The sequence below is a fragment of the Pseudomonas sp. NS1(2017) genome, assembly GCF_002269425.1.
In the GTDB taxonomy this organism is placed as follows: domain Bacteria; phylum Pseudomonadota; class Gammaproteobacteria; order Pseudomonadales; family Pseudomonadaceae; genus Aquipseudomonas; species Aquipseudomonas reactans.
This window is the reverse complement of sequence record NZ_CP022960.1, coordinates 1,353,755-1,370,260: the sequence shown is the minus strand read 5'-3', so window position 1 is coordinate 1,370,260 and position 16,506 is coordinate 1,353,755. Positions and strand designations below refer to the sequence as shown.

General features: G+C 62.1%; 16 protein-coding genes. 8 read left to right on the top strand and 8 right to left on the bottom strand.

The window, feature by feature from the left end; all coding sequences use genetic code 11:
* Position 1: 1 nt before the first annotated feature.
* From CI807_RS06595 to CI807_RS06585, 3 genes are all read right to left on the bottom strand, one after another.
* A complete protein-coding gene (locus tag CI807_RS06595; RefSeq protein ID WP_095014107.1) occupies positions 2-961 on the bottom strand; it encodes a 2-dehydro-3-deoxygalactonokinase in 960 nt (319 codons plus the stop codon).
* 96 nt (positions 962-1,057) lie between these two features.
* A complete protein-coding gene (locus CI807_RS06590; protein WP_025999921.1) occupies positions 1,058-1,387 on the bottom strand; it encodes a DOPA 4,5-dioxygenase family protein in 330 nt (109 codons plus the stop codon).
* Positions 1,388-1,418: 31 nt separating this feature from the next.
* Positions 1,419-2,369, bottom strand: coding sequence for a LysR family transcriptional regulator (locus CI807_RS06585; RefSeq protein WP_095014106.1), 951 nt, complete (start codon positions 2,367-2,369; stop codon positions 1,419-1,421).
* Between the two features lie 103 nt (positions 2,370-2,472).
* On the opposite strand from CI807_RS06585, the gene betC reads away from it, so the two are divergent.
* From betC to CI807_RS06570, 3 genes are all read left to right on the top strand, one after another.
* The gene (betC, locus tag CI807_RS06580) at positions 2,473-3,987 is read left to right on the top strand and encodes a choline-sulfatase (protein ID WP_095014105.1); all 1,515 of its coding nucleotides are present in this window, start codon (positions 2,473-2,475) and stop codon (positions 3,985-3,987) included.
* Positions 3,988-4,002: 15 nt separating this feature from the next.
* On the top strand, positions 4,003-4,917 hold the full coding sequence (choX, locus tag CI807_RS06575) for a choline ABC transporter substrate-binding protein (RefSeq protein ID WP_095014104.1): 915 nt from the start codon (positions 4,003-4,005) through the stop codon (positions 4,915-4,917).
* Positions 4,918-5,050: 133 nt separating this feature from the next.
* On the top strand, positions 5,051-6,619 hold the full coding sequence (locus CI807_RS06570) for a SulP family inorganic anion transporter (RefSeq protein WP_095014103.1): 1,569 nt from the start codon (positions 5,051-5,053) through the stop codon (positions 6,617-6,619).
* Here CI807_RS06570 and aroE read toward each other — a convergent pair whose 3' ends face one another.
* Positions 6,620-7,441, bottom strand: coding sequence for a shikimate dehydrogenase (aroE, locus tag CI807_RS06565; protein WP_095014102.1), 822 nt, complete (start codon positions 7,439-7,441; stop codon positions 6,620-6,622).
* Positions 7,441-8,373, bottom strand: coding sequence for an oxygen-dependent coproporphyrinogen oxidase (hemF, locus tag CI807_RS06560; RefSeq protein WP_095014101.1), 933 nt, complete (start codon positions 8,371-8,373; stop codon positions 7,441-7,443). The genes aroE and hemF overlap by 1 nt, the downstream gene beginning before the upstream one ends.
* 159 nt (positions 8,374-8,532) lie before the next feature.
* Here hemF and CI807_RS06555 point away from each other — a divergent pair, with 159 nt between their 5' ends.
* Positions 8,533-9,510, top strand: a complete 978-nt coding sequence (locus tag CI807_RS06555; RefSeq protein WP_095014100.1) for a quinone oxidoreductase — start codon at positions 8,533-8,535, stop codon at positions 9,508-9,510.
* An 81-nt stretch (positions 9,511-9,591) separates the two neighbouring features.
* On the opposite strand, the gene CI807_RS06550 is transcribed toward CI807_RS06555, so the two are convergent.
* From CI807_RS06550 to CI807_RS06540, 3 genes are all read right to left on the bottom strand, one after another.
* Positions 9,592-10,149 (bottom strand): L-threonylcarbamoyladenylate synthase, encoded by a 558-nt coding sequence (locus CI807_RS06550; protein WP_003170728.1) that lies wholly within the window; start codon positions 10,147-10,149, stop codon positions 9,592-9,594.
* A gap of 54 nt (positions 10,150-10,203) precedes the next feature.
* Positions 10,204-11,298 carry a DNA-processing protein DprA gene (dprA, locus tag CI807_RS06545; protein WP_095014099.1) on the bottom strand — a complete coding sequence of 365 codons (1,095 nt, stop codon included), beginning with the start codon at positions 11,296-11,298 and terminating at the stop codon, positions 10,204-10,206.
* A 63-nt stretch (positions 11,299-11,361) separates the two neighbouring features.
* On the bottom strand, positions 11,362-12,138 hold the full coding sequence (locus CI807_RS06540) for a peptidoglycan-binding protein (RefSeq protein WP_095014098.1): 777 nt from the start codon (positions 12,136-12,138) through the stop codon (positions 11,362-11,364).
* Between the two features lie 135 nt (positions 12,139-12,273).
* Between CI807_RS06540 and def the strand changes: the two genes are divergently transcribed.
* The 4 genes from def to trkA all read left to right on the top strand — a co-directional run bounded on the left by def (position 12,274) and on the right by trkA (position 16,502).
* Complete coding sequence (gene def, locus CI807_RS06535) at positions 12,274-12,780, top strand: peptide deformylase (RefSeq protein WP_016978734.1); 507 nt, start codon at positions 12,274-12,276, stop codon at positions 12,778-12,780.
* Between the two features lie 68 nt (positions 12,781-12,848).
* Positions 12,849-13,799, top strand: coding sequence for a methionyl-tRNA formyltransferase (gene fmt / locus CI807_RS06530; protein WP_095014097.1), 951 nt, complete (start codon positions 12,849-12,851; stop codon positions 13,797-13,799).
* Entirely contained in the window at positions 13,796-15,106 is a 1,311-nt protein-coding gene (rsmB, locus tag CI807_RS06525) for a 16S rRNA (cytosine(967)-C(5))-methyltransferase RsmB (protein ID WP_095014096.1), read from the top strand. The genes fmt and rsmB overlap by 4 nt, the downstream gene beginning before the upstream one ends.
* A 22-nt stretch (positions 15,107-15,128) precedes the next feature.
* A complete protein-coding gene (trkA, locus tag CI807_RS06520; RefSeq protein ID WP_010207735.1) occupies positions 15,129-16,502 on the top strand; it encodes a Trk system potassium transporter TrkA in 1,374 nt (457 codons plus the stop codon).
* The last annotated feature ends 4 nt before the right edge of the window (positions 16,503-16,506 follow it).

Sequence of the window (16,506 nt, the reverse complement as noted above, 5' to 3'; positions counted from 1 at the left end):
GTCAGGCCTCCAATACAGGTTGAGTGAGCCCGGCCGCCACGGCCAGTTGCCACAGGCCGCGCTCGGTGGCTTCCTGCGCCAGGCTGACGTGGGCAAAGCCGCAGAGGGCGAGGGCGCGTTGATAGCGGGCGCAAAGGGGCGCGGCGCCGACCAGGATGATCGGCTTGTGTTTGGCGCTGTCGGGCAGACCGGCGAGTTCATGGCCGATAAGCAAGCCGGACAGGTAATCGGGTTGCTGCTCAGGGGCGAGTTCGCCGGTGAGCCCCAGGGTGCGGGCACTGAACAAGGTGGACAGCACGCCGCGCTGGCCGTCTTCGTAAAGCGCCACGTGCACGCCTCGGTCGAAGGCTTCGACCTGGAATTGTTCGGACGGCAGCTGAGTACGTCCAAGGATGCTGTGTTTGCTCAACACCGCAAACAGCTCCCCTGTCATGAAGGTATCGAAGTGCGTGATGCAGCCGTCGACCACCTCGACCCACTTGGAATGGCTGCCCGGCAGGCCGATCAACACATCGGCGCCCAGCCCTTGCAGAACGCCCAGCACCTGGGTTTCTTCGCCGCGCATTACGTTGGGCAAGCCGACCTGCTCGATCACGCCTGGCACGATGTGCACGTCCACGCCGCGCAGGCTGTGCACTTGGTGCAGCGCCTGGCCGAGGCTGGCGACATCGACCGGGGTATTGCGATAGGCCGCTTCGCTCCAGCCCTGGGCGCTGCCGACCATCCCACAGGCAATTACCGGTAACCCCGGTTGGGCGTCGAGCCAATCCCCGCACGCCGCGTCGAACGCCAACTCGAAGCCGTTGCTGCAACGCACGCCGGCAATGTCCCGGGGCTCGCTGGGCAAATGCATGATGCCCCACGCCAGCGAGCGCTGTTCCAGCACTGTGCCTGCGGGGCCGAGTTTGTAAGCACGAAGGGAGCTGGTCCCCCAATCGAGCGCGATCAATTGCGCCTGCATCGCTTCACCTGAGTTCTGAGCGGATGCAGCGAATATAAACCTACGGGTACGAAAGTCTCAATATATAAATATCAATCCCATATTTAGGGACTTAACTTAAGAAAAGGCTGACAAGTTCAGCTCCCGCATCGCCCCCATCCAGACGGCATAGTCAGTGTGGTCCTTCAGGTCATCACCGGTTTCGGGGTGCAGGAACACCACCAGCCCGTTGCGATGGATCACCAACCACGGCAGCACCACACCGATGTACTCAGGATCGAACGCCAGCTGGCAGCTCCAATCCGGGTGCGGGCCCACCGGTCGTTCGTGCACACGGCCCATGCGCAGTGGGAAGAGTTTGGCGGCGTCTTCGCACAGGCTGCGCGCCTGTTCGATCGTGCTGGCGTCGAAGTAGATATGGGCGTGGTAGCCCTTGATACGTTGCATGGCGGACTCCGGATCCAATATGCGCCCGATGCTAGACCGCAATGGACGGCAGGGCCAGCCCGGTCAGCGACTGGGCGCTGCTGGCTTGTTCTGCCACCAGCCAGTCGACGAAGCGCTCGACCAACTGCCCCCGACGTTTGCGCTGGGGTTGCACCACGTAATAGCCAAAGCGCGAGATCACCGTGTCGCTGACCGGCCGGCACAACCAGCCCTGTTCCAGCAGGTTATCCACAAGGTGCCGCCAGCCGATGGCCACGCCCTGGCCGGCGATCGCCGCCTGAATGAGTAGGGTGTAGTTGTCGAAACGCAGTTGGCCCGGCGTTGGTACGCTGGCGATGCCCAGTTCGCGAAACACACCGCTCCAGTCGAACCACTGGCTGTTGTTTTCCTGACGCAGGTGCAGCAGCGGGAAATCGTGCAAATTCTGCACAGTCAGCGGCGTGGCCTGTTCCTTGAGCCACTGAGGGCTGCACACCGGGAACACTTCCTCGTTGAACAGCCACAGGCTGTCGCCCTGCTTGAAACGGCCGTCGCCAAACAACACCGCCACGTCGATATCGCTGCGCAAAGTGGCGTGATTGCGCTCGCTGGTCACCAGGCTCACATCAACTTGGGGGTTGGCCTGGTGAAATCGATGCAGGCGCGGCATCAGCCAATAGGCGGCGAAGGCGAAGTCGGTGGCGACTTGCAACACTTCATGCTGATCCTGCTGGGTGATCAGGCTCAAGCCCTGGTTGATGCCTTGCAAACCACCTTGCACATGCTCGAACAGCAGGGCGCCGGCGTCGGTCAGTTCGATCCCCCGGTAGATGCGATCAAACAGGCGGATAGCCAACTGTTCTTCCAGGCGCTTGATCTGTTGGCTGATGGCCGGCTGGGTGGTGCCCAGTTCCACCGCAGCGGCGGTAAAGCTGCGATGACGTGCGGCGGCTTCGAAAGCGCGCAGCAAATCGAGGGACAGGTCACCAAGGGCTTCATACATAAGCTGTGCTTATCCTAGACATTGCTTTTCATGGGCTTTACCCCAATTTTCGTGGGCTGCATGCTCATTGGCATAAACACCGCCTATGGAATGCCGATAGATCATGAAGCGCAAGAACATTCTTTTCATCATGGCCGATCAAATGGCCGCGCCGATGCTTCCGTTCTACGGTTCTTCGCCTATCAAACTACCGAACTTGAGCCGCCTCGCCGCACAAGGCGTGGTGTTCGATGCCGCCTATTGCAACAGCCCGTTGTGCGCGCCGTCGCGTTTCACCCTCGTCAGCGGCCAGTTGCCGAGCAAGATCGGCGCCTACGACAACGCCGCCGATTTCCCCGCCGATGTGCCGACCTACGCGCACTACCTGCGCCGCCTCGGCTACCGCACCGCGCTGTCGGGCAAGATGCACTTCTGCGGCCCCGACCAGTTGCATGGCTACGAAGAACGCCTGACCAGCGACATCTACCCCGCCGACTATGGCTGGGCGGTGAACTGGGATGAGCCGGATGTGCGCCCCACCTGGTATCACAACATGTCGTCGGTGCTGCAGGCCGGGCCGTGTGTGCGCACCAACCAGCTGGATTTCGACGAAGAGGTGGTGTTCAAGGCCCAGCAATACCTGTTCGACCATATCCGCGAGGACGGCGACCAGCCGTTCTGCCTGACGGTATCGATGACTCACCCTCACGACCCGTACACCATTCCCAAACCGTTCTGGGACCTGTACGACGATGCCGACATCCCTTTGCCTACGACCCCTGCGCAAGGCGATCTCGACCCACACTCCCAGCGCCTGCTCAAGGTCTACGACCTGTGGGACAAGCCGCTGCCTGTGGATAAGATCCGCGATGCACGCCGTGCCTACTTCGGCGCGTGCAGCTACATCGACAGCAATGTCGGCAAGCTGCTGCAGACCCTGGAAGACACCGGCCTGGCCGACGACACCATCATCGTGTTCTCCGGCGACCACGGCGACATGCTCGGCGAACGTGGCCTCTGGTACAAAATGCACTGGTTTGAAATGGCCGCCCGCGTGCCGCTGCTAGTCAGTGCGCCGGGGCAGTTCGCGGCAGGCCGCGTGAGTAAAGCCGTGTCCACCGCCGACCTGCTGCCGACCCTGGTGGAACTGGCCGGCGGCGAGCTGGACCCGCGCCTGCCACTGGACGGCCGCTCGCTGGTCCCGCACTTGCAAGGGCAGGGCGGGCACGACGAAGTGTTTGGCGAGTACATGGCCGAAGGCACCATCAGCCCGCTGATGATGATTCGCCGGGGCGCCTACAAATTCATCTACAGCGAAGACGACCCTTGTCTACTGTTCGATGTACGCAACGACCCACGGGAGCAGGAAGACCTCAGCCAGTCGCCGCAACACCGGGCACTGTTTGCAGCCTTCCTGGACGAGGCGCGGGCCAAATGGGACATCCCGGCGATCCACCAACAGGTGCTCGCCAGCCAACGCCGCCGCCGTCTGGTGTTTGAAGCACTGACCCAGGGCAAGCTGAAGAGCTGGGATCACCAGCCACTGGTGGACGCCAGTCAGCAATACATGCGCAACCATATCGACCTCGACGACCTGGAGCGCAAGGCACGTTATCCACAACCCTGCCAAAACCAATAACACTGAGGGAAGGCCATGCAAAAGTTAACTGTGATGCTGGGGCTCCTGGCGCTGGGAAGCGCCAATGTTTATGCAGACGCCAGTTGTGAAACGGTAAAGATGGCCGATCCGGGCTGGAGCGACATCGCGGCCACCAATGCCATCACCGGTTTTCTGCTGACGGGCATGGGCTACAAACCCAAGGTCGACACCCTGGCGGTGCCAATCACCTTTGGCGGGCTCAAGGATGGCCAGGTGGACGTGTTCCTGGGCAACTGGATGCCAGCGCAGCAGGGTTTCTATGACAAGTTCGTGGCCAATGGCGACGTGGTGCAACTGGCGAAGAACCTCGACGGCACTGAGTTCACCCTCGCCGTGCCGGACTATGTGTGGGACGCCGGGGTGCATGACTTTGCCGACCTGAACAAATTTGCCGACAAGTTCGACAAGAAGATCTACGGCATCGGCTCCGGCGCGCCGGCGAATATCTCCTTGCAGGACATCATCAAGAAAAACGACTTCTCACTCGGCCAGTGGAAGTTGGTGGAGTCCAGCGAACAGGCGATGCTCGCCGAAGTGTCGCGCGCCGTTAAGAAGCAGAAATTCGTGACCTTCCTCGGCTGGACCCCGCACCCAATGAACGTGCAGTTGAAAATGCACTACCTCAAGGGCGGCGAGAAATATTTTGGTGACACCGGCAGCGTGTATACCTTGACCCGCAAGGACTACGCACAGGCCTGCCCGAACGTCGGAAAACTGCTGACCAACCTGAGTTTTACCCAGGAGATGGAGAACAGCATCATGGCCGAGGTGGCCAACAACAAGGTCAGCAATGCCGATGCGGCCAAGGCGTGGATCAAGGCCAACCCGGCGGTATTGGATAAGTGGCTGGAGGGCGTGAAGACCGTGGATGGCAAGGACGCGCTGGCGGCCGTAAAAGCCAAACTCTGAATGCAACATCACCCCCTGTAGGAGCCGGCTTGCCGGCGAAGCACTCGAAAACGCCGCGTTTTTTCAGACAACCCGCGTTATCGTTACCCATCTTCGCTGGCAAGCCAGCTCCTACAGTATTTCGAGCAGCCCGATGCCCCGGCCCAACCGCCATACACTTTTCCCTTTCCTCGCCTGGCTCCCGCGCCAGAGCCGCGCCAGTGTTGGCCGGGATGCGATGGTGGGCCTCAGTGGTGCGGTTCTCGCCTTGCCACAGTCAATTGCCTACGCGCTGATCGCCGGTCTCCCACCCGAATACGGCCTGTACGCCGCAATCATCCCGGTGCTGATCGCCTGCCTCTGGGGTTCCTCCTGGCACCTGATCTGCGGCCCCACGGCGGCGATTTCCATTGTGCTCTACGCCAGCGTCAGCCCGCTGGCCGTGCCGGGCTCGCAGGACTACATCACCCTGATCCTGTTGCTCACCTTCCTCGCCGGGGTTTTCCAGTGGCTACTGGGCATGCTGCGTTTTGGCGCGCTGGTGAATTTTGTCTCCCATTCAGTGGTGCTCGGTTTCACCCTGGGTGCCGCCGTGGTGATTGCGCTCGGGCAACTGCCCAATCTGCTGGGGCTGGATTTGCCGAGCCAGGCCACGGCGATCAATAGTCTGCTGGCACTGATCCATCACAGCGGCGAATGGGATCATGCCTCACTCATCCTCGGACTCGGCACGCTGCTGGTGGGTGCACTGCTCAAGTACCTCGTACCGCGCTGGCCGACCCTGTTGATCGCCTTGGCGCTGGGTAGCCTGGTGGCGTGGCTGTGGCCGGCGATGTTCGGGCATGTGGCGCTGGTCAGTTCGTTTATCGGCAAACTGCCGCCGTTCAGCCCGTTGCCGATGGACCTGGACGTGATCCTGCGCCTGCTGCCGAGCGCCGTGGCGGTGGGTATGTTGGGGCTGGTGACCAGCCTGTCGATTGCCCGCTCGCTGTCGGCGCGTTCGCAGCAATTGCTCGATGCCAACCAGGAAGTGCGGGCGCAGGGTTTATCCAACATCGTTGGCGGATTTTTCTCCGGGTATTTGTCAGCCGGTTCGTTCACACGCTCCGGCCTCAGCTACGAGGCGGGCGCCTGTTCGCCGCTGGCGGGCGTGTTTTCCGCGTTGTGGGTGGCACTGTTTGCGCTGTTTGGCGCGGCATTGATCGCCCATATTCCGATCCCGAGCATGGCCGCGAGCATCTTGCTGATCAGTTGGGGTTTGGTGGACCGTCGCGGCATTCGCGCGTTATTCCGCGTCAGTCGCGCCGAGTTCGTGGTGATGAGCCTGACCTGCGTCGCCACCCTACTGCTAGAGCTGCAAACGGCGATTTACGCCGGGGTGCTGGCGTCGCTGTTTTTCTACCTCAAGCGCACCTCGCAGCCACGGGTTCAGCAATGGCGCGATGGTGATGAGGATGTGCTGCGGGTGGGCGGTTCGATCTTTTTCGGCGCCAGCCACTACCTGCAAGTACGCCTGCAAAGCCTGCAGGGCGAACGGGTGGTGATCGAGGCGCAGCAGATCAACTTTATCGACTATTCCGGGGTGGAGATGCTGCACCAGGAAGCGCGGCGTTTGCGCGGGTTGGGGCGCAGTCTGACATTGCGCCAGGCCAGGCCGCAGGTGTTGGAGGAGTTGCGCAAACTGGAAGGAGCCGACCAATGCCCCATCCAGTTCCAGGAGTGACTACAGCGCCAGTTGTCGACGCAGTTCCGCCAGCACCGGCGCCGAATCCGGGCGCACACCGCGCCACAGGAAGAACGCTTCCGCTGCCTGTTCCACCAGCATGCCCAGGCCATCCATCGCCACGGCTGCGCCTTGTTCGGTGGCCCAGCGGCAAAACGCGGTCGGTTCCTTGGCGTACATCATGTCGTAGCAAAACGTCTTGCCTGGCTCGATCAGGCTGCCCGCAATCGGCGGTACATCGCCTGACAGGCTGGCGGAGGTGGCGTTGATGATCACGTCCACCGGCTCACGCAACCAATCGAAACCACTGGCGGACACCGGGCCTAGGTCGTCGAACAACTCAGCGAGCATTTCGGCCTTTTCCACGGTTCGGTTGGCGATGATCAACGAAGCGGGCTGTTCGGCCAACAACGGTTCCAATGCGCCGCGCACCGCGCCTCCGGCGCCCAACAACAGGATGCGTTTGCCTTGCAGGCTCAACCCGGCGTTGACCGTCAGGTCGCGCACCAGACCAGCGCCGTCGGTGTTGTCGCCCAACAGACTGCCATCGCCCAGCTTGCTCAGTGTGTTCACCGCGCCCGCGCGTTGGGCGCGTTCGGTCAAGGTGTTGGCCAAGCGGTAGGCGTCTTCCTTGAACGGTACGGTGACGTTGGCGCCACGGCCTTGTTGAAAAAACTCACGGGCATAGCTGGTGAAATCCTCCAGCGGCGCCAGCAAGGTGCTGTAGTCCAGTTGCTCGCCGGTCTGCTCGGCGAACATGCGATGGATCAGCGGCGACTTGCTGTGGCCAATGGGATTGCCGAACACGACATAGCGGTCCATCAGACAGCCGCCTTGGGCGCGGTAAGGCCCAGCCAGTCACGGTCTTGCAGGAAGTAGTCGGTGAGACGCGCTTCTTCGCTGCCGGCCTCGGCCTTCCAGTCGTAGCTCCAGCGCACCTGCGGCGGCAGCGACATCAGGATCGACTCGGTACGCCCGCCCGATTGCAGGCCAAACAGGGTGCCACGGTCGTAGACCAGATTGAATTCAACGTAGCGGCCGCGACGGAACTCCTGGAATTCGCGCTGCAGCTCGGTGTAGGCGGTGGCCTTGCGGCGCTGCACGATCGGCAAGTAGGCGTCGATGTAGGCGTCGCCGATGGCGCGGATGAAGGCGAAGCAGGTGTCGAAGTCCCATTCGTTCAGATCATCGAAGAACAGGCCGCCGATGCCGCGTGGTTCGTTGCGATGCTTGATGCGGAAGTAGGTGTCGCACCAGGCTTTGTAGCGCGAATACACGTCCGGGCCGAACGGCGCACAGGCCTGCTCGGCCACGCGGTGCCAGTGGATGCAGTCTTCGTCGTTGCCATAGTAAGGCGTGAGGTCGAAACCACCGCCGAACCACCACACCGGCTCTTCGCCTTCTTTTTCAGCGATGAAAAAGCGCACGTTGGCGTGGGAAGTCGGTACGTGTGGGTTGTGCGGGTGGATCACCAGCGACACACCCAGGGCCTCAAAGCCACGGCCGGCCAGCTCAGGCCGATGCGCACTGGCGGATGGTGGGAGACCGCTGCCAAACACGTGGGAAAAGTTGACGCCGCCTTTTTCGATCACCGAACCGTTTTCGATCACACGGGTGCGTCCGCCGCCGCCGGCAGGCCGGGTCCAGGCGTCTTCGATAAAGCGAGTGTCCGTCTCGAAGGTTTCCAGGGCGCTGCAAATGCGGTCTTGCAGGTCAAGCAGGTAGGCCTTTACAGCCTCGGTGCGGGTAGTCATGGCATCACCTTGAATCGGGCAAAGCTACGCGAGGCCATTGGGCGTCGGCGGCAAATGGGCGCACAGGATACCACTGCACCCGGTTGCGCCGCAGTTGACGAAGATCAAGCTTAGGAGTCCGATAGGGGGCTACGCGATTCGAACCCAGGAGAAGTGCAGATGGCCAAACGTATCCAGTTCAGCGCCCATGGCGGCCCCGAAGTACTTGAGTTTGTGGACTACACGCCGGCAGAGCCCGGCCCGCAGCAGGTTCGCGTGCGTAATGAGGCGATTGGCCTGAACTTCATCGACACCTATTTCCGCAGTGGCCTGTATGCGCCGCCCGCGTTGCCATCGGGGTTGGGCGCAGAGGGCGCTGGGGTGGTCGACGCGGTCGGCAGCGAAGTCACTCAATTCAAGGTCGGCGACCGTGTGGCCTACGGCAGTGGCCCGTTGGGCGCTTACAGCCAACTGCATGTGTTGCCCGCCGCCAACCTGGTGCACCTGCCGGACGACATCAGCTTCGAACAAGCTGCGGGTGCCATGCTCAAGGGCCTGACCGTGCAGTACCTGCTGCGCCAGACCTATGAGCTGAAGGGCGGCGAAACCATCCTGTTCCACGCCGCAGCCGGTGGCGTGGGCTCCCTGGCCTGCCAATGGGCCAAGGCACTGGGCGTGAAGCTGATCGGTACGGTCAGCTCGTCGGAAAAAGCCGCATTGGCCAAATCCCTCGGCGCCTGGGAAACCATCGACTACAGCAAGGAAGACGTCGCACAACGCGTGCTGGAATTGACCGACGGCAAAAAAGTCCCGGTGGTGTACGACGGCGTCGGCAAGGACACCTGGCTGACCTCGCTGGACAGCGTGGCGCCACGAGGGCTGGTGGTGAGTTTCGGCAATGCGTCGGGCGCGGTGGATGGGGTGAACCTGGGGATCCTGGCGGCCAAGGGCTCGCTGTACGTCACCCGGCCGACCCTGGCGACCTACGCCAACAACCCGCGGAACCTGCAGGCGATGGCGGATGACCTGTTCTCGATGATCAAGAGCGGCAAGGTTCGTATTGATATCAACCAGCGGTATGCGCTGGCGGAGGCGGCGAAGGCGCAGACGGAGTTGTCGGGGCGGCGGACGACAGGGTCGACCATTCTGTTGCCGTAAGGCTTCAGGGTGCTATCGCCGGCAAGCCGGCTCCTACAGAAAGCACACAATCCCCGTAGGAGCCGGCTTGCCGGCGAGGTCTCAAGAAGGCCGCACCACTTCGCCGGTCACCAGATCACGAATCAGGCTCGGGTTCTTGCGCCCACCCAGGGCGCCACCCAGCACCAGATCCACCTGGCCACGGAAGTATTGCTCCACGCGAATCCGCGTGCGAGCCGCCGGGCGACCCTGCGGGTTGGCCGAGGTTGAAATCAAAGGCCCAACCAGCGAGCACAAGTCCCGCACCAGCGGATGGTCAGTCACCCGCAGCGCCACGGTGTCGTGCACACCCGTGACCCATTCCGGCAACAAATCCTGATGGGGCACCAGCCAGGTATTCGGACCTGGCCAGGTACTGGCCATGCGGTCGATCCAGTCCTGCGGGAAGTCTTCGAACAGAAAGTCGAACTGACGGATGTTGTCCGCCACCAGGATCAGGCCCTTGTCCACCGAACGGTTCTTGATGGCGAGCAAACGGTCTACTGCTTCTTCGTTCCACGGATCGCAGCCCAAGCCCCAAACCGCTTCGGTTGGATAGGCAATCACCGCGCCTGCGCGAATTTCTCGTGCGGTTTCCAGCACACGCCACCGGTTGACCATTGTTCACTCTCCAGACTAAAGCTCTGCGCAGTTTACCGATCTTCTTTACAAAACCTAGCAGCGTGCAAGCCAGCGCCCGCTTTCGCAGATGACCTGGCCTTCCAGCTCAAGCTCCGTAAGGCTCGCCAGCACCTGGGACAGCGGGCGCCCACTGGCAATCGCCAAGGCTTCACTGGTGTGCGGCGCCGCGTGCAGCAGTGCCACCAACGGATGGACAACAGGCATCGGGGTAGGGCGTGACAACGCCTGCCAACCACGCAAACCTTCCAGGATGTGTTCGATAGTCTCCACCAGCACCGCACCATCACGGATCAACTGATGACAGCCCTTGGCGCCGGGATGATGGATGGAACCCGGAATCGCATACACCTCGCGCCCTTGCTCCGCCGCCAGTTTCGCTGTGATCAGCGATCCGCTGGCCATGCTGGCTTCCACCACCAGTACACCCAGAGACAGGCCACTGATGATCCGATTGCGTCGGGGAAAGTTACTCGCCTGGGGCGGCGCATCCAGGGGAAATTCGGAAACCACGGCGCTGCCTTGCTCAATCATCGCCGCTGCCAGCCGCCGATGGCGCTGTGGATAAAAATTTTCCAGCCCGGTGCCGAGCACACCGATTGTCTGGCCACCCACATCCAATGCCGCCTGATGGGCTGCGCCGTCAATGCCTAACGCAAGGCCACTGGTGATGACAAAACCGGCGCTCGCCAGACTGCGCGAAAATGCTGCCGCCGTGTCCATGCCGGGGCGCGATGCACGACGACTACCCACCATCGCCAGTTGCGGTTTTTCCAGGATTGCAGGGTCACCGGCGACGAATAACAGCGGCGGAGCGTCATCGATCTGGGCAAGCAGCGCGGGGTAGTCCGGCTGGTCCCACATCAGCAAATGCTGGGCCGGACAGGCCAACCAGGCCAATGCCGCACTCGCGCCGTCGCGGATTTCATGACTGCGCCGGGCATCAGCGCTGATGGCCGGCAGCCCCAGAGAACGCCAGGCGCTGGCAGGCGCACTGATGGCTTTTGAGGCAGAGCCGAACGCTTCGATCAACAAGCGAAAACGCTTCGGACCCAATTCCGGCAGCCTGTGCAAGCGTAGACGCGCTTCCAGTTCTGACGGAGATATTTCATGGTTGTTTGTCGGATACATCTGATCATCCTTGACCGGAACAAGCTGTGGATAACTCTGTTGGTAACTTATTTAGCAGGCTATTTATTGTGTTTGATGGGCAGTCTCGAAACGGTCCATCACTGCCAGTGGGCGTGAGGCCTTGAGGACCAGGCCGTAACTGAGTTTTTCGTACGTACGAAACACCAGCAGGGTGCCTGCGTGTTCATCCGGAAGTTTTGTCGGAGCGCCCGTGAGGGTCTCGCGGACGGTGGCACCGGCCTTGATCACGCTGAGCAGTTGGCCTTCAACCAGGCCGTCACGACGGCCTTTGTCCAGGGTTACGGCATCCAACACGCCGATCTGGGTCACGCCTCTGGGGATATCGATGATCTGCCCTTTGATAAAGGGCGTGGTTGGCGAGACCGCAAGGGCTGCTGGATCGGCGGGAGGTTGTGCACGCAACAGGCGGTCACCGGGACGCACCTCTTGGGTGACACGCTGCACAGCCAGGGTGGTGAGGTCGCCTGCGGTGACAAAACGGGCGGTGCCGATGTCGTCGGCGTTGATCCCCAACAGCTCTCGGGTCTGCGGGTCGGTGTAGACCTTGCCACGCCGGAATATGCCGTAGTTGGGCTGGGAGGGGTCCAGATCGCCCCTGGCAAACACCCGCTCGCCATTGGCGCCGAGCACGCGACCAGCCTCGGCAGCAACGATGTACGGCGCATTGTCCAGGTCGTGGGGTGTATCAAGGATGCGGTTATGCAGCAGGAAGCGCTGGATAGCCTGTTGCGTCGGTTGTTCCAGCCGCTGGACGGGCTGGGGCAGCAGGGCCATGGAAAACGGGGCCCATAGCAGCAAGACGAGTAGCGATTTCCTCATGGGGTGAATCTCCTTTATTATGTGCGTTCGCGTGAAATGCCTTGGCCTTCGCGGCTTTTAAGGGTTTCACACCGGCTGTCTGGGTCCATCCCAACGCCGATTTGCCTCTACCTCACATGTGCAGCAATTACGCTTATGGCTATTTTGAACATCCTCGAATTCCCCGACTCGCGCCTGCGCACGATCGCCAAACCGGTGGCCGTAGTGGACGACAAGGTTCGTCAGTTGGTCGATGACATGTTTGAAACAATGTATGAAGCCCCGGGTATCGGCCTCGCCGCGACCCAGGTCAACGTGCATCAGCGCGTCGTGGTCATGGACCTGTCGGAAGATCGCAGCGAACCGATGGTGTACATCAACCCGGAGTTCGAACCGCTGACCGACGAGATGGGCGAATACCAGGAAGGCTGCCTCTCCGTGCCGGAGTTCTACGAGAACGTCGAACGCCCGCTGCGCGTGAAGATCAAGGCCCTGGACCGCGACGGCAAGCCATTTGAGCTGATTGCCGAAGGCCTGCTCGCAGTGTGCATCCAGCACGAATGCGACCACCTCAACGGCAAGCTGTTTGTCGATTACCTGTCCACGCTCAAGCGCGACCGGATCAAGAAGAAGCTGGAAAAAAAGCATCGCCAGCAAGCTTGATGCCCCCTTCCAAAGGCTTGCTGCGGCAAGCCTTTTTCTTTTGTGACTGCTTTTAACCGAGACCTCCCATGACCGAGCCACTGCGCATTGTTTTTGCCGGCACGCCTGAATTTGCCGCCGAACACCTCAAGGCCCTGCTTGCCAGCCCTTATGACATCGTCGCGGTGTACACCCAGCCGGATCGCCCGGCCGGTCGTGGGCAAAAACTGATGCCGAGCCCGGTCAAGCAACTGGCGCTGGAGCACAACATTCCCGTGCTGCAACCGCCGACCCTGCGTAATGCCGAGGCCCAGGCCGAACTGGCGGCGCTGAAGCCGGACCTGTTGGTGGTCGTGGCCTACGGCTTGATCCTGCCGCAAGCGGTGCTGGATATTCCGCGCCTGGGTTGCATCAACAGCCATGCCTCGTTGCTGCCACGCTGGCGGGGTGCGGCGCCGATCCAGCGCGCCGTGGAAGCCGGTGACAGCGAAAGCGGCGTGACCGTGATGCGCATGGAAGCAGGGCTGGACACCGGCCCGATGCTGCTCAAGGTCACCACCCCGATCACCGGCGAAGACACCGGTGGCAGCCTGCACGACCGCCTTGCCGAACTGGGCCCGCCCGCCGTGATCCAGGCCATCGCCGGCCTGGCTGCCGGCACCCTGGAAGGCGAAGTGCAGGACGACAGCCTCGCCACCTATGCCCACAAACTCAACAAAGACGAAGCGCGCATCGACTGGAGCCGCCCGGCCGTGGAGCTGGAGCGCCTGGTGCGCGCCTTCAACCCGTGGCCGATCTGCCATAGCACGCTCAACGGCGAAGCCTTGAAAGTGTTGGCTGCCACCTTGGCCGAGGGCAAAGGCGCTCCCGGTGAGATCATCGGCGCCAGCAAGGACGGCCTGTTGGTCGCCTGCGGTGAACAGGCACTGTGCCTGACTCGCCTGCAATTGCCCGGTGGCAAGGCGCTGAATTTCAGCGATTTGTTCAACAGCCGTCGTGAGAAATTTGCCGTGGGTACTCTCCTCGGGGCTGCCCAATGAACCCACGTCTGGCCGCCGCCAAGGCTCTCGCTGCCGTCCTCCAAGGCAAGGCTTCGCTGAACAGTTCGTTGCCGACTCAGTTGGACAAGGTCGAAGACCGCGATCGCGGTTTCACCCAGGACCTGGCCTTTGGCACAGCACGCTGGCAGCCGCGTTTGTCGGCACTGGCAACCAAACTACTGCAAAAGCCGTTCAAGGCGGCCGATGCGGATGTCGAGGCGCTGCTGCTGGTGGGCCTCTATCAACTGCTCTACACCCGCGTGCCCGCCCACGCTGCTATCGGCGAAACGGTCGGTTGCGCCGACAAGCTGAAAAAACCTTGGGCCAAGGCGCTGCTCAACGCCGTGCTGCGCCGCGCCCAGCGCGAAAGCGAAGCGCTGCTGGCCGAGCTGGAACATGACCCGGTGGTGCGCACCGCCCACCCGCGCTGGCTGCAAAAGTCCCTGAAAGCCTTCTGGCCGGAGCAATGGGAAGCCATCTGCGCAGCGAACAATGCGCACCCGCCGATGATCCTGCGGGTCAACCGTCGTCATCGCAGCCGTGACGCCTACCTGCAATTGCTCACCGACGCCGGCATCAACGCCACGCCATGTGTGTACAGCGTCGACGGCATCGTGCTTGAAGCCGCCATTGATGTGCGCAGCCTGCCGGGCTTTGCCGAAGGCTGGATCAGCGTGCAGGATGAAGCCGCTCAACTGGCCGCCGACCTGCTCGACCTGGCGCCGGGCCAGCGCGTGCTCGACGCGTGCTGCGCGCCAGGCGGTAAGACCTGTCACATCCTGGAAGTCGAAAAAGACCTGGCCGGTGTCGTCGCTGTCGACCTGGAGGCCAAGCGTCTGGTGCGCGTGCGGGAGAACCTTGCTCGTCTGGGCCTCAGCGCCGAGCTGATCGCCGCCGACGGCCGTGACACCGCCACCTGGTGGGACGGCAAGCCGTTCCAGCGCATCCTGCTCGATGCACCCTGTTCCGCCACCGGCGTGATCCGCCGCCACCCGGACATCAAGCTCACTCGCCAACCCGACGACATCGCCGCCCTGGCCGTGCTGCAAGGCGAGCTGCTCGACGCGCTGTGGCCGACCCTGGACGTCGGCGGCATCCTGCTCTACGCCACCTGTTCCACCTTGCCGACGGAAAACACCGAGGTGATCGAAGCCTTCCTCGCCCGCACCAGCGGCGCCCGGGAGCTGGACCTCGCCACCACGGCCGGCATCAAGCAGCCCCACGGTCGCCAGTTGCTCGCGCAAGAAGGCGGACACGATGGCTTCTACTACGCCAAACTGATCAAGATCGCCGCCGCGCGCGGCTGAATGGGTTTATGGGAGTGACTGGATGAAAATCATCATCCTTGGAGCAGGGCAGGTGGGCGGTACGCTGGCCGAACATTTGGCCAGCGAAGCCAACGACATCACTGTGGTCGACACCGACAGCGAGCGCCTGCGCAACCTCGGCGACCGCCTGGACATCCGCACGGTGCAGGGCCGCGCGTCGTTCCCGACAGTGCTGCGCCAGGCGGGAGCCGACGATGCCGATATGCTGGTGGCCGTGACCAACAGCGACGAAACCAACATGGTCGCCTGCCAGGTCGCCCACACCCTGTTCCATACCCCGACCAAGATCGCCCGTGTACGCGAAGCGGCCTACCTGACCCGCGCCGGTCTGTTCGACAACGACGCGATTCCCGTCGACGTGCTGATCAGCCCGGAACAAGTGGTGACCCACTACATCAAGCGCCTGATCGAAATTCCGGGCGCCTTGCAGGTGATCGACTTTGCCGGCGGCAAGGCGCAACTGGTCGCGGTAAAGGCCTATTACGGCGGCCCGCTGGTGGGCCAGCAACTGCGTCAGTTGCGTGAGCACATGCCCAATGTGGAAACCCGCGTCGCGGCGATTTTCCGGCGCGACCGCCCGATACTGCCCCAGGGCGATACCGTGATCGAGGCCGACGACGAAGTGTTTTTCATCGCCGCCAAAGCGAATATTCGTGCCGTCATGAGCGAAATGCGCCGCCTAGACGAGACCTACAAACGCATCGTCATCGCCGGCGGCGGGCAGATCGGCGAACGTTTGGCCGAAGCCATCGAAAGCCGCTATCAGGTGAAGATCATCGAGATGAGCCCGGCACGTTGCCGGCATTTGTCCGACACCCTCGACAGCACCGTCGTACTGCAAGGCAGTGCCTCGGACCGCGACCTGCTGATGGAAGAGAACATCGCCGACGCGGATATCTTCCTGGCCCTGACCAACGATGATGAAGCCAACATCATGTCGTCGTTGCTGGCCAAGCGGCTGGGCGCGAAGAAGGTGATGACCATCATCAACAACCCGGCTTATGTGGACCTGATCCAGGGTGGCGATATCGACATCGCCATCAGCCCGCAGTTGGCGACCATCGGCACCTTGCTGGCCCACGTGCGTCGTGGCGATATCGTCAGCGTGCACTCCCTGCGCCGGGGTGCGGCGGAGGCTATCGAGGCGATTGCCCATGGCGACTCGAAGTCGAGCAAAGTGATCGGCAAGGCCATCCGCGATATCGGCTTGCCGCCTGGCACCACCATTGGTGCGATCATTCGTGACGAAGAGGTGATCATTGCCCACGACGATACGGTGATCGAAACCGGGGACCATGTGATTCTGTTTCTGGTGGACAAGAAACATATCCGCGATGTGGAGAAGTTGTTCCACGTGGGCCTGAGCTTTTTCTGATTAC

Excerpts from the sequence above, each read along its gene's own strand:
- hemF (WP_095014101.1), bottom strand. The coding sequence starts at position 8,373 with ATGACTACCCGCACCGAGGCTGTAAAGGCCTACCTGCTTGACCTGCAA.
- CI807_RS06555 (WP_095014100.1), top strand. The coding sequence starts at position 8,533 with ATGGCCAAACGTATCCAGTTCAGCGCCCATGGCGGCCCCGAAGTACTT.
- betC (WP_095014105.1), top strand. The coding sequence starts at position 2,473 with ATGAAGCGCAAGAACATTCTTTTCATCATGGCCGATCAAATGGCCGCG.
- CI807_RS06540 (WP_095014098.1), bottom strand. The coding sequence starts at position 12,138 with ATGAGGAAATCGCTACTCGTCTTGCTGCTATGGGCCCCGTTTTCCATG.
- choX (WP_095014104.1), top strand. The coding sequence starts at position 4,003 with ATGCAAAAGTTAACTGTGATGCTGGGGCTCCTGGCGCTGGGAAGCGCC.
- CI807_RS06590 (WP_025999921.1), bottom strand. The coding sequence starts at position 1,387 with ATGCAACGTATCAAGGGCTACCACGCCCATATCTACTTCGACGCCAGC.
- CI807_RS06550 (WP_003170728.1), bottom strand. The coding sequence starts at position 10,149 with ATGGTCAACCGGTGGCGTGTGCTGGAAACCGCACGAGAAATTCGCGCA.
- def (WP_016978734.1), top strand. The coding sequence starts at position 12,274 with ATGGCTATTTTGAACATCCTCGAATTCCCCGACTCGCGCCTGCGCACG.
- dprA (WP_095014099.1), bottom strand. The coding sequence starts at position 11,298 with ATGTATCCGACAAACAACCATGAAATATCTCCGTCAGAACTGGAAGCG.
- CI807_RS06595 (WP_095014107.1), bottom strand. The coding sequence starts at position 961 with ATGCAGGCGCAATTGATCGCGCTCGATTGGGGGACCAGCTCCCTTCGT.
- fmt (WP_095014097.1), top strand. The coding sequence starts at position 12,849 with ATGACCGAGCCACTGCGCATTGTTTTTGCCGGCACGCCTGAATTTGCC.
- CI807_RS06585 (WP_095014106.1), bottom strand. The coding sequence starts at position 2,369 with ATGTATGAAGCCCTTGGTGACCTGTCCCTCGATTTGCTGCGCGCTTTC.
- aroE (WP_095014102.1), bottom strand. The coding sequence starts at position 7,441 with ATGGACCGCTATGTCGTGTTCGGCAATCCCATTGGCCACAGCAAGTCG.
- rsmB (WP_095014096.1), top strand. The coding sequence starts at position 13,796 with ATGAACCCACGTCTGGCCGCCGCCAAGGCTCTCGCTGCCGTCCTCCAA.
- trkA (WP_010207735.1), top strand. The coding sequence starts at position 15,129 with ATGAAAATCATCATCCTTGGAGCAGGGCAGGTGGGCGGTACGCTGGCC.
- CI807_RS06570 (WP_095014103.1), top strand. The coding sequence starts at position 5,051 with ATGCCCCGGCCCAACCGCCATACACTTTTCCCTTTCCTCGCCTGGCTC.